The sequence below is a fragment of the Ruegeria sp. F11 genome, from assembly GCF_056533855.1.
The window spans coordinates 22,008-33,613 of sequence record NZ_JBQFOW010000006.1 but is presented as its reverse complement, the minus strand read 5'-3'; the positions used below and the strand labels follow the sequence as shown (position 1 = coordinate 33,613).

Sequence of the window (11,606 nt, the reverse complement as noted above, 5' to 3'; positions counted from 1 at the left end):
TCCCCCTTGATAAGGTGCAAATGAAACACTTCTTGGCCGTAGAATCCGATTGTGCCATAAAACTGCCATCTGGGATGGGAAAAAATTAAGACAGCGCGCGTAACATCGTGCGCAGGCAGGAACAGTACGGGACGACAAGAAATGACCAAGAGCAGTGCATCGGGCTTGACCCGGCGTGCCCTATTGGGCGCATTTGCGGCCACGGCGGTTGCCGCAGCACCTACTTTTTCCAATGCAGCAGGTTTCCTTCGCGGCGGAGGCGATATTCGCCGTATCCGCATGTATTCCGGTCGCACGGGCGAACGGATCGACATGATCTATTGGGTCGATGGCAAATACATCAAGGATGCCGTCAAAGAGGTGAACCACTTCATGCGCGACTGGCGGACCGATCAGGTCAAGTCCATGGATCTGCGCACAATCGACATCATGGCAGCCTCGCACAATCTTCTGGATGTGAACGAGCCGTATATGCTGCTGTCGGGCTACCGCTCACCCCAGACCAACGCGATGTTGCGGTCGAAATCCCGCCGCGTGGCGCGGAACTCGCTGCATATGCAGGGTCAGGCGGCTGACCTGCGTCTGGCATCCCGCTCGGTGTCCCAGATGGCCAAGGCGGCCATGTCCTGCCGCGCAGGTGGCGTGGGCCAGTACTACCGTTCGAATTTCGTGCACATGGATTGCGGCGTCATCCGCAGCTGGCGCGGATAGTTCGAGGCGACAAAAAGCAGATTTAAGTACTGATTTTCAACCGGTGTCCTGCCCCGGCTGTCTATGGCCCTGCGTCGCCACCACCACCGCCGCCTATATCCGTACCAGACGCGGCGTCATTGACCGAACCACCTTCATTTCGTTCTGCTTCAGGCCCGGTTTCGGGCTCAAATGCATCATCGCCGTCCGGTTCAGCGTCCTTTAGTTTTCCCAGGATCAAGGCGATCGCGCTGCCAATTGCAAGCCAGAGTAAAAAGGTCCCAGGCGAGAAGCCGGAAACAAGTATTGAGCCCACAAGCGCGATCGTAACCGCAATGAGCATTTTGCGCTTCTTTTCAGTAGTAAGTTGCACGTTCTTTCCTCCTCTAAGGGCGACGCCAACCAGTTCAGTATACTAGAAAATATGCGATCAAAGAACGTTGGATGATGACGGCCTACCATCCACATGCCAAAAGTCAACGCGATAGGGCCACGAAGTAACCGCCGTCAAAACAATAGAATGTAGGAGCAATGGCGCACCTGAGAGGATTCGAACCTCTGGCCTCTGCCTTCGGAGGGCAGCGCTCTATCCAGCTGAGCTACAGGTGCCTTGGCCGTTAGCTAACCCTGATCTGATCCGGGTGCAACTGGAAATCCGTCTGCAGCGCAAAGGTTTTGGCGGTTGTTTGACCCGGGTTCAGGCGAACAGATCATGGGCCAGTTCAAGCGCTTCGACCAGAGTGTCGACCTCATCGGTTGTGTTGTACAGGCCAAAGCTGGCGCGGCAGGTCGCCGTTACGCCTAGGTGGTCCATCAATGGACCAGCGCAGTGGTGCCCCGCGCGAACGGCGACGCCCTTCTTGTCCAGAATGGTCGATACGTCATGCGCATGCCCTGCCCCGTCCAGCGTGAAGCTGAAGATCGCAGCCTTGTCCGGCCTGGTGCCCTGAACCTGCAGCCAGTTGAGCCCGGTCAGCCGCTGCATCGCATAATCGCGCAGGCCAGCCTCATGCGCGGCGATGTTGTCCATGCCCAGACCCATCATGTAGTCCAGCGCGACGCCGAAGCCGATGGTCTGGACAATGCCCGGCGTGCCGGCTTCGAACTTCATCGGCGGATCATTGTAGATCACCTGATCCTTGCTGACCTCTTTGATCATGTCGCCGCCGCCGATGAAGGGGCGCATCTCGGCCATGCGTTCGGATTTGATGTAGATCGCGCCCGACCCTGAGGGGCCATACAGCTTGTGCCCGGTAATGGCATAGAAATCGCAGCCGATATCCTGCACGTTGACCGGCATGTGAACAGCACCCTGGCTGCCATCGACCAGAACCGGCACGCCTTTGGCATGCGCGCCCTCGGTGATCGCTTTGATGTCAACCACCGTGCCCAGCACGTTCGAGCACTGCGTCACGGCAACCAGCTTGGTTTTCGGACCGATCGCATCAATGACCGCCTGCGGATCCAGGCCTCCATCCGCGCCTACATCGACCCATTTCAGGACAACGCCCTGACGTTCGCGCAGGAAGTGCCAGGGAACGATGTTGGCGTGGTGTTCCATGACGCTCAGAACGATCTCATCCCCCGCCTCGAGCCGGGGCATCGCCCAGCCATAGGCGACCAGATTGATCCCCTCGGTTGTGCCGGAATTCAGGACGATCTCATCTTCGTCAGCGGCCCCAAGAAACCGCGCGATTGTGCCGCGCACGGCCTCATATTTTTCAGTCGCCAGGTTTGACAGGTAGTGCAAGCCACGATGGACGTTCGCGTATTCCTCGGCATAGGCGCGGGTCACCGCGTCGATCACGACCTGCGGTTTTTGCGCCGAAGCTCCGTTGTCCAGATAGGTCAGCGGTTTGCCGTTGAACTGCCGCGACAGGATCGGAAAATCGGAACGAATTTTCTGCACATCGTACATAGGCGTATTTCCTAGACCGGCCCGCTTGGGGTCAACATGAGAACAAAGGGAACCGCAACAAGGGCCGAGAGCAGGATCACACCAAAGGACTTTAGCAGCGATCCGAATTGATGCGCCTCATTGAGGAAATGCAGCGTGATATAAAGGCTCAGCAACGCAGTGGCCAAAACCAACATCACCATCATGACCGGCAAGGCAATGCTGACCACAAGAGAAAGCAACAGCGCGGCGATCTGCAGGTATTGCAGCCAGACTGTCAGCACCATGATGCCATCGAACGTTCCTGTGCCACCCAGAAACCGTCCGACATAAAGAAAGGCAAAGATGCTCAGCATCATTGCCCCAGCGGATTTCACCAGCACCAGCGGGACAGGGTCGGGTTCGGTCAGGTTTGGGGCATCGGGAACCGGCACAAAAACGTCGATACCCAGTTGAACAAGACCATTGAGCACGACGGCCAGAAAGAACGCCAGCCACAAAACCTCGCGTCCCGGTCGCAGGGCCAACAGGCGGCGTGCGGCCTCGGCCGGAGCCGTCAGGGTAAAAGCAGCCAAATTAACCAGAAAAGCGATGTTCATTCTGCGGACCTCTGCACTTGCTTCAGACCGGATAACCAGAACCAGACAAAAACAGCAACCCAGACAACGCCAACAAGCGTCAAGGCAGGGCCCGGCCCGATGAAACCGGCGACCAAACCGTTCAGCAAAACCAATGGTGCCGAGGACAACAAGGCCCAAAACAGCGCAAGCCGCGCGCCATAGGCAGTCCCGTGACCACCTGCCAGACGTGCGACCCAGTGGGACAGCAGCGCCAGAAGGTAGAATAACAGCGGCAGAATGAAGACGGACCCCAGCAGGGCTCCGCCCAGCAGCATGTTCAACTCCAACCCTTCCAGATGCGCGCGGCGCGCAAGGCTGGGCATTTGCGCGACAAAAGCCACAACGCAGAACGCCATCACAAAGGCCAGTGCCCGGTCTTCGCGCGGGCCCATATCCAGAAGCCGGCGCACAACGCGCCCCGGCCCCCGATATGTGGCCACGATATCTGTGGAAAGCGGCATCAGCTGCGCCGGGCCAGCCACCCTTCCAGACGGCTTACAATGGCTTCGGCCAGCGCGCTGTCTTCAACCTCGTCCACTGCTTCGGCCAGAAAGGCCAGCGTCAGCATGTTGGTTGCGTCTTTGACCGGCACACCGCGCGAGCGCAGATAGAACAGCGCCGTTTCATCGATCGCACCCGAGGTCGAGCCATGCGAGCAGGCCACATCATCGGCATAAATCTCAAGCTCAGGCTTGGCGAGGAACTGGCTGTCATCATCCAGCAGCAAAGACTGACTGATCTGATACCCATCCGTCTTCTGCGCGCCCTCTTTCACAAGGATTTTACCCTGAAACACGCCGGTCGCGCCGTTTCGCAGCACCTTCTTGAACACCTGGCGGCTTTCGCAGTTCACCGCATCATGGGTGACGAAAACGGTATCGTCGTGATGGAAATCTCCGTCCCCAACGCAGGCACCGGCGACGTGGGCAACAGCGTCATCGCCAGTCAGTTCCACGACCTGTTCGTTGCGGGTCAGTACACCGTTTACAGTCAGAGTGAAGGATTTGTAGACGGATTCTTTACCCAAGCGGGTGAACATATGCGTCGCGGCGCGACGCTCATGATCCCGACCCTGCGCGCGCACATGGTGCAGCGTGCCGTTGTCGGCAATGTCGATCTCCATGCACTTGTTGAAGCGCGACGCGGCTGGGCCGGTTTCCAGAATGGTCGCCTCGGCCCCGCTTTCGACGCGAATCACGTGGTGCAGAATCGCGTCTGATGTCGGAGACGCGTGGCGGTAGATCAGATTGATCGGCTTCGACGGTTTGCCGGTCACACGGATCGCCACACCGTCCGACGCGAACGCCGTATTCAGCGCCGCCAGCGGGCGTTGCACCGGTTTCTGACCGCGCGCTTCCAGCACGCCGTACAGTTCTTTCGCCCAGTGGATATCCTTACAGCAGATATCTTCCAGACGGTCGATGCTGATGCCTTCCAGCGCAAGATCGTCGGATTCTTCAGGGCTGAATACACCGTCGATGAACACGATCTTCAGGCGGTCGAACTCGTCAAAAACCAACGGCTCGTCATCGGCAAACACGGCAGCGGGCACAGCATCCGGCGCAGTCAGAGTATCGGGCTGCGTATACTTCCAGTACTCATCCCGACGCCCCGGCAGGCCAGTTTCCAAAAGACGGGCCAGCGCATCCTCGCGCGCGGCGCGGGTGCATCCAGCGTCGGGCATGGTCAACGCGGCTAGCCGCGCCTCAGTTGCGGTTTGTTTCACTTCGGGCAAGGCCATCAGTTCACCTCGGCCAGAATGTCGGCGTAACCGTTGTGTTCAACCTCAAGCGCCAGCTCGGGGCCACCGGTTTTGACGATGCGGCCATCGGCCATGATGTGCACCACGTCCGGCTTGATGTGATCCAACAGGCGCTGATAGTGCGTAATCACCAGAAAACCGCGCCCTTCGTCGCGCAGGGCGTTCACGCCTTCGGCCACCAGCTTCATCGCATCCACATCGAGGCCCGAGTCGGTCTCGTCCATGATGCACATCTTCGGCTCCAGCATGGCCATCTGCAGGATTTCGTTGCGCTTTTTCTCACCGCCCGAGAAACCCACATTAACCGGGCGCTTGAGCATATCGGCGTCGATCTTCAGCGTCTTGGCCTTGGCGCGTACCTCTTTCAGGAACTCCGCCGCCGACAGTTCATCCTCTCCGCGCGCCTTGCGCTGCGCGTTCACGGCGGTCCGCAGGAAGGTCATGTTGCCGACGCCCGGAATTTCGACCGGGTATTGGAACGCAAGGAAAACACCAGCCGCCGCGCGCTCTTCCGGCTCCATCTCAAGCAGGTCTTCGCCGTCCAGCGTGGCCGACCCTTCGGTAACCTCATACCCGTCGCGGCCCGACAGCACATAGCTAAGGGTCGACTTGCCCGAGCCGTTCGGCCCCATGATCGCGTGCACCTTGCCAGCCTCAACCGTCAGATCCACACCTTTCAGTATCTGCTTGTCTTCTTCTTCAAGCTGCACGTGCAGGTTCTTGATTTCCAGCATTTTTTATCCTTCTGCGTATCGCAAGGGGCACCGCCGCCCCGATAAATCCTTACCCCAGTATTTTGCGGATCAGCCGCGCGGCGATCCAACCCAGGATCGCTCCTAAGCCAACCGCCCAAACCGGGTTGATGAACTCCATGTAATTGATGTTGACGTAGGCCACGCCAAGCAAACCGCCCAGAACCGGCAGAGCGTACCCAAGCCAGGTCAGCACATCATCCTTCTGGATGCGGGTCCGGGGGCTGCGCGTCATCAACTTGTCCAGTACTTCCATATCTTCCGAAATTGACCCGACCAGAGACCCCATACCAAGATCAAAAGTGGCACAAAAATCAGAAGGCTCAGCCCCCCGGCAATCGGCCCGTTGTTGACGAATGCCGCAATGATCAACCCCAGCAAGATCAACCCAACCGGCAGCACCACCCGACGGGAAAGCCAATAGAAGGCAACCGAACGTGCGCCTTCTTTGGCGTTGTGTTCGAAAACCCTGACCTCTTGTCTGGCTTGGCTCGGGGGTGCCATGGATCAGCCAACGCTCCCTTCCAACGAGATCGCCACCAACTGCTGCGCTTCCATGGCAAACTCCATCGGCAGCGCCTGCAACACGTCCTTACAGAACCCGTTAACCACCAGCGCCACGGCCTCTTCCTCATCCATGCCGCGCTGACGGCAGTAGAACAGTTGGTCGTCGTCCACCTTGGAGGTCGTCGCCTCATGCTCAACGCGGGAGGAGTTGTTCTTGACCTCGATATACGGAACCGTGTGCGCACCGCATTTGTCGCCGATCAATAGCGAGTCACATTGCGTATAGTTGCGGCTGTCCTTGGCTTTCGGGTGCATCGAGACCAGACCACGATAGGTGTTCTGCGCCTTGCCCGCACTGATGCCTTTGGAGACGATCCGCGACTTGGTGTTCTTGCCCAGATGCACCATCTTGGTGCCGGTATCGGCCTGTTGATAGTTGTTGGCAATCGCGATCGAGTAGAACTCACCCTGGCTTTCCTCACCACGCAGGATGCAGGACGGGTACTTCCAAGTCACGGCCGAACCGGTCTCAACCTGCGTCCACATCACCTTAGACCGATCGCCACGGCAATCGGCGCGCTTGGTCACGAAGTTATAGATACCGCCCTTGCCGTTCTCGTCGCCGGGGAACCAGTTCTGAACGGTCGAGTATTTCACCTCAGCATCTTCTTCGACGATGATCTCGACGACTGCGGCGTGGAGTTGTGCGGTATCACGCTGAGGTGCAGTACAGCCTTCCAAGTAGCTGACATAGCTACCTTTATCGGCGATGATCAGGGTGCGTTCGAACTGGCCAGTATTTTCCGCGTTGATGCGGAAATAAGTGCTCAGTTCCATCGGACAACGCACGCCCGGCGGGATGTAGACAAACGACCCGTCCGAGAACACAGCCGAATTCAGCGTCGCATAGAAATTGTCGGAAACTGGAACTACGGTACCGAGATATTTCTTCACCAGTTCCGGGTGTTCCTTGATCGCCTCGGAGATCGAACAGAAGATCACGCCGTGCTTGGCCAGCTCATCCTGAAAGGTCGTGCCCACCGAAACCGAGTCAAACACCGCGTCCACAGCGACCTTGCGGCTTTCGGCGGGCATGTTCTCGGCCCCTTCGACGCCTGCCAGAATCATTTGCTCTTTCAAAGGGATACCAAGCTTTTCGTAAGTGGCCAGAAGTTTGGGGTCGACTTCGTCCAGCGACTTCGGCTTCTCCTCCATCGACTTGGGACGCGCATAATAATACTGGTCCTGAAAATCGATTGGCGGATAGTGCACCATCGCCCATTTCGGCTCTTCCATCTTGGTCCAGCGCTCGAAGGCCGACAGACGCCATTCGGTCATCCACTCGGGCTCTTCGTTTTTCTCGGAAATCAACCGCACGATATCGGGGTTCACGCCCTTGGGCGCATATTCCATCTCGATATCCGTATCCCAGCCGTATTTATAGGTTCCGACCTCGCGCACCGCGTCCACGGTTTCCTGATCGACACCCTCTTTCACCTGGGTCTGGTCCAAAGCGGCCATTCTTTACCCTCCGTCAGATCACGCGGCTCGCGCGCGATGCTTTTTCTCTTTCTCAAGCCACGTTTCGGCGAAACGCAGCACATCTTCTTTCGTTGTCCGAGGGCCCAGCGACACGCGGATTGCGCTGGCTGCTGTTACCTCATCATATCCCATTGCCGTCAAAACCGCGCTGGCGCGAACCTTGCCGCTGGAACAGGCAGAGCCCGCACTGACCGCAAAACCCGACAAATCCATCTGCATCACCTGCGTTTCACCCTTCCAGCCGGGTGAGGCGAAACAAAGCGTGTTCGGAAGGCGCTCCTGACCTTTTCCGACAAAAATAGGTGATTTTATCGCAGCCTCAAGAGCGTTTTCTAGAATATTTCTAAATTCTTCGATCTGCGCCCAGACACCGCTCGCTAGATCGCGCGAAGCCGCTTCAGCTGCAGCGCCGAACCCCGCGATTCCAATGACATTTTCGGTGCCGGACCTGCGTCCCATCTCTTGCCCGCCGCCCTTGATCTGCGCAGCAAGATCGGCGCCGCGCTTCATCACAACAGCACCGACACCCTTGGGCCCGCCCAACTTATGGGCCGAGATTAGGGCCATCTGCGCATCCAGCCAGTTGAACGCCACGGGAAGTTTTCCGAACGCCTGAGTCGCATCCGTCACCGCCAAGCCTGACGGCAGAGACTGCACGATACCGGTCTCGGAATTCGCCAGTTGCAGCGTCGAATGCGCGGGGTCCTGAACTGCCACTTTTCCCGTTTCGGAAACGGGTAAATCTTCTTTAGTCCAGCATCTTACAGCATCATGCTCAATGGCAGCTCCGTGCAGATCACGTCCGCCCAACGTCAGCGCAGCGCCTTCTGTCGAACCGGATGTGAAAACGATATCCGCGCCATCTGCGCCAAAGGCCGCCGCGACCTGTGCTCGCGCACGTTCGACCAGCGCCTTGGCCGCACGCCCTTCGGCATGAACTGAGGACGGATTTCCACACACCTCCATCGCCGCGATCATCGCGTCACGAGCCTCGGGGCGCAGAGGAGTTGTTGCGTTGTGATCCAGATAAACCCGTTTCATGGATGCATCTTTTTCTTGCTGCGGTTCATGCCCGGACAATCCTCATTAATCGTCCACGACGGCGAACAGACTCGGCACAGCCGGGCACGGAGCCAGATCGTTCTTGATCACGTCGGACAGTCTGGTCTGGTGCAGGAACACATAGACATGTGCGCTCAGGCCTTCCCACAGGCGGTTGGTCAGCGATTGCGCCCGACTACCCGAGGACGCCCCCGAGGCCCCCGCGCCCTTTTGCAGCGCATCCACCGTTTCATCGACCGCCGCCAGCACCTCGACCACGCGAATCTCGGATGCGGGACGCGCCAGCCGGTAGCCCCCGCCGGGACCGCGCACCGACGACACAAGCTCGGCCCGGCGCAGTTTGACGAACAACTGTTCCAGATATGGCAGCGAAATATCCTGACGTTCCGAGATCTCACCCAACGTCACCAGCCGGTCCGAGGGCTGCAGAGCGATATCGGCCAACGCAACCATGGCATAACGACCCTTGGTCGAAAGCTTCATATTCTCGTCCTCTTAGCCAGATCCGCGTGAAATCATTGACGCCGCCGCTGCCAGTGCGTATCTCCGACGGGCAGCGCGACCGCGCATAGCAACTTTATTAGAACCGTTCTAAGGTGTCCGACGATTATCGTCAAGTATATCCGGGCATCCGCACGAAAAAGACAGGACCAAAGCACACATGCCCGAGGTGATTTTTCCCGGACCCGAAGGCCGCCTGGAAGGCCGCTACCACCCGCAAAAGGAAAAAGACGCACCGATCGCCATCGTGTTGCACCCGCATCCCCAATTCGGCGGGACCATGAACAACAAGGTGGTCTATAATCTGCACTATGCGTTCTACAACATGGGCTTCACCGTGTTGCGCTTTAACTTCCGCGGCGTGGGTCGCAGTCAGGGCGAATACGATCAAGGCGTAGGTGAGCTGAGCGATGCGGCCTCGGCGCTGGATTACCTACAGTCGATGAACAACAACTCGAAGCACTGCTGGGTCGCAGGCTTTTCCTTCGGCGCGTGGATCGGCATGCAATTGCTGATGCGCCGCCCGGAAATTACCGGCTTCATCAGCGTCTCGCCGCCCGCCAACATGTACGACTTTTCGTTCCTGGCCCCCTGCCCCTCGTCCGGTTTGATCATCAACGGATCGTCGGATCGCGTGGCACCGCCCGCCGATACGACCTCGCTGGTCAACAAACTGCACGAGCAGAAAGGCATCACCATTACCCACAATGAGGTCGATGGGGCCGATCACTTCTTCCAGGACCGCCACATGGACACATTGATCACCGATGTCAGCGACTATGTGAAGCGCCGCCTGACCGAGACGACGCGCTGATGTCCGACACGATCACGAACCTTGCGGCCAAACTAGCCGAGGACACCATGAAGGTCATGGATGAAACCGGCGAAGATCGGTTCTTTGTCGAGGTCGGTGAGGTTCTGGGCGCAGCGTCACAATCGCTTGAAGAAGCGTTTCTGACCGAAATCCGCGTGCGTCTTGCGGAACGCAAGGCCCGCCAGTTCGTGATCAAGCGGCTGACCACGCATCGCGAAAAGCTGAAAGCGATCGAACAGCAATGACCGATCGGCTGTCGGCGCAAATCACGTTCCTGAAACGGGCCGACGCATTGAAAACGGTTGAGCGGGCGAATGTCCTGCTCGACCAGTCGCGGCCCGAGAATTCGGCAGAACATAGCTGGCACCTGGCCTTGTGGGCGCTGGTTCTGGCTCCGCTGGCCGATGCGAACGTGTCTGTCGACCGTGTGATCCGGATGCTGCTGCTGCACGATCTGGTCGAGATTATCGTCGGCGATCATCCAATCCACGAAGAAACCGACTGGCAGGCCCTCGCAAGGGCGGAACAAGCAGCTGCGCGGGACCTGTTCAACATGCTGCCAGAGGATCAGGCTGCCGGGTTTCTGGCTCTCTGGACCGAGTTCGAAGCCGACCAGACGCCCGACGCCCGCTTCGCCAAGATACTCGACCGTTGCCAGCCGATGTTTCAGGTTCTCTGCGCATCGCAGCCCCGGCCGGACCATGTTGACGTGGTCCGCGCCAATCTGGCTGGCGGGCGCGCGGCCTATCTGGCGGATGCATTCCCCTTGGCCCATCAACACGCGCTGGACCTTCTGTCCGGCCAGACCCCCAAGAACAACGCGTTCACGGAACGGCTGCCTTTGCTGACCGAGGCCGACCAGTTGAAATCCGTCCTCCGCGCCTCGCGTCTCATGACCGTTGACCGGTTTGAAAACTCGGCCGAACATTCCTGGCACATCATGCTCTTTGCGTGGGTTCTGGGCGAGCATGCGGACGACAAAATCCGGATCGACCGTGTTTTGCAGATGCTCCTGCTGCACGACATTGTCGAGATCGACGCCGGAGATCACCCGATCCACGGGCAGGTCGACCACGCCGCACAGGCGGCCAAGGAAGAGGCTGCCGCTGCGCGCCTGTTCGGGCTGCTCCCCGCGCCCCAAGGCGCTGCCTTCACTGATCTTTGGCGTGAGTTTGAAGCGGCGGAAAGCCCTGATGCCCGATTTGCCAAAGCAGTGGACCGGTTTCAGACCCCAATCGCCAATCTGGAAAACGGCGGCGGGTCCTGGGTAGATTACAGTGTCACCTATGCCCAGATCGAATCCCGCGTCAGGCCAGCAATTGAGACAGGTGCGCCCAAACTTTGGCATTGGCTTCAACCGCAACTGGCCGACCATTTCTCGGCCGCCGTGGGATCAGCAGAATAAGTTCGGCAAAGAAAAAAGGAGCCCGAAAAGGCCCCTTTCCCCCTGCTACATGCT

15 protein-coding genes and 1 tRNA gene are annotated in these 11,606 nt (G+C 58.6%); 4 read left to right on the top strand and 12 right to left on the bottom strand.

The annotated features are described in order from the left end of the window. Positions 1 to 141 precede the first annotated feature (141 nt). Positions 142 to 711: a peptidoglycan L,D-endopeptidase MepK gene (gene mepK / locus ACR0NJ_RS09215; RefSeq protein WP_480816836.1), complete on the top strand. Its 570-nt coding sequence runs from the start codon at positions 142 to 144 to the stop codon at positions 709 to 711. A gap of 61 nt (positions 712 to 772) precedes the next feature. Here the strand turns inward: mepK and ACR0NJ_RS09210 are convergent, their stop codons facing one another. The 12 genes from ACR0NJ_RS09210 to iscR all read right to left on the bottom strand — a co-directional run bounded on the left by ACR0NJ_RS09210 (position 773) and on the right by iscR (position 9,315). Then, a complete protein-coding gene (locus ACR0NJ_RS09210) occupies positions 773 to 1,063 on the bottom strand; it encodes a hypothetical protein (protein ID WP_480816835.1) in 291 nt (96 codons plus the stop codon). Positions 1,064 to 1,222: 159 nt separating this feature from the next. Further along, positions 1,223 to 1,299, bottom strand: a tRNA-Arg gene (locus ACR0NJ_RS09205). An 88-nt stretch (positions 1,300 to 1,387) separates the two neighbouring features. Continuing rightward, positions 1,388 to 2,608 carry a cysteine desulfurase gene (locus tag ACR0NJ_RS09200; protein WP_480816834.1) on the bottom strand — a complete coding sequence of 407 codons (1,221 nt, stop codon included), beginning with the start codon at positions 2,606 to 2,608 and terminating at the stop codon, positions 1,388 to 1,390. Positions 2,609 to 2,619: 11 nt separating this feature from the next. Then, the gene (locus ACR0NJ_RS09195; protein ID WP_480816833.1) at positions 2,620 to 3,186 is read right to left on the bottom strand and encodes a YIP1 family protein; all 567 of its coding nucleotides are present in this window, start codon (positions 3,184 to 3,186) and stop codon (positions 2,620 to 2,622) included. Next, on the bottom strand, positions 3,183 to 3,668 hold the full coding sequence (locus ACR0NJ_RS09190) for a YIP1 family protein (RefSeq protein WP_480816832.1): 486 nt from the start codon (positions 3,666 to 3,668) through the stop codon (positions 3,183 to 3,185). Before ACR0NJ_RS09190 ends, ACR0NJ_RS09195 begins: the two co-directional genes overlap by 4 nt. Continuing rightward, complete coding sequence (locus ACR0NJ_RS09185) at positions 3,668 to 4,948, bottom strand: SufB/SufD family protein (protein ID WP_480816831.1); 1,281 nt, start codon at positions 4,946 to 4,948, stop codon at positions 3,668 to 3,670. Before ACR0NJ_RS09185 ends, ACR0NJ_RS09190 begins: the two co-directional genes overlap by 1 nt. After that, on the bottom strand, positions 4,948 to 5,703 hold the full coding sequence (sufC, locus tag ACR0NJ_RS09180; protein ID WP_480816830.1) for a Fe-S cluster assembly ATPase SufC: 756 nt from the start codon (positions 5,701 to 5,703) through the stop codon (positions 4,948 to 4,950). The genes ACR0NJ_RS09185 and sufC overlap by 1 nt, the downstream gene beginning before the upstream one ends. Positions 5,704 to 5,752: 49 nt before the next feature. Then, positions 5,753 to 5,956: a hypothetical protein gene (locus ACR0NJ_RS09175; RefSeq protein ID WP_480816829.1), complete on the bottom strand. Its 204-nt coding sequence runs from the start codon at positions 5,954 to 5,956 to the stop codon at positions 5,753 to 5,755. Then, positions 5,956 to 6,225, bottom strand: a complete 270-nt coding sequence (locus tag ACR0NJ_RS09170) for a hypothetical protein (RefSeq protein WP_480816828.1) — start codon at positions 6,223 to 6,225, stop codon at positions 5,956 to 5,958. The genes ACR0NJ_RS09175 and ACR0NJ_RS09170 overlap by 1 nt, the downstream gene beginning before the upstream one ends. A 3-nt stretch (positions 6,226 to 6,228) precedes the next feature. Further along, complete coding sequence (gene sufB / locus ACR0NJ_RS09165; RefSeq protein ID WP_480816827.1) at positions 6,229 to 7,749, bottom strand: Fe-S cluster assembly protein SufB; 1,521 nt, start codon at positions 7,747 to 7,749, stop codon at positions 6,229 to 6,231. A gap of 18 nt (positions 7,750 to 7,767) precedes the next feature. Next, entirely contained in the window at positions 7,768 to 8,811 is a 1,044-nt protein-coding gene (locus tag ACR0NJ_RS09160; protein ID WP_480816826.1) for a cysteine desulfurase family protein, read from the bottom strand. Between the two features lie 45 nt (positions 8,812 to 8,856). Next, positions 8,857 to 9,315 (bottom strand): Fe-S cluster assembly transcriptional regulator IscR, encoded by a 459-nt coding sequence (gene iscR / locus ACR0NJ_RS09155; RefSeq protein ID WP_480816825.1) that lies wholly within the window; start codon positions 9,313 to 9,315, stop codon positions 8,857 to 8,859. A 178-nt stretch (positions 9,316 to 9,493) separates the two neighbouring features. On the opposite strand from iscR, the gene ACR0NJ_RS09150 reads away from it, so the two are divergent. The 3 genes from ACR0NJ_RS09150 to ACR0NJ_RS09140 are packed head-to-tail and all read left to right on the top strand — an operon-like array spanning position 9,494 to position 11,552. After that, a complete protein-coding gene (locus tag ACR0NJ_RS09150; RefSeq protein ID WP_480816824.1) occupies positions 9,494 to 10,147 on the top strand; it encodes an alpha/beta hydrolase in 654 nt (217 codons plus the stop codon). Beyond that, complete coding sequence (locus tag ACR0NJ_RS09145) at positions 10,147 to 10,392, top strand: hypothetical protein (protein WP_480816823.1); 246 nt, start codon at positions 10,147 to 10,149, stop codon at positions 10,390 to 10,392. The genes ACR0NJ_RS09150 and ACR0NJ_RS09145 overlap by 1 nt, the downstream gene beginning before the upstream one ends. Next, positions 10,389 to 11,552, top strand: a complete 1,164-nt coding sequence (locus ACR0NJ_RS09140; RefSeq protein WP_480816822.1) for an HD domain-containing protein — start codon at positions 10,389 to 10,391, stop codon at positions 11,550 to 11,552. The genes ACR0NJ_RS09145 and ACR0NJ_RS09140 overlap by 4 nt, the downstream gene beginning before the upstream one ends. The last annotated feature ends 54 nt before the right edge of the window (positions 11,553 to 11,606 follow it).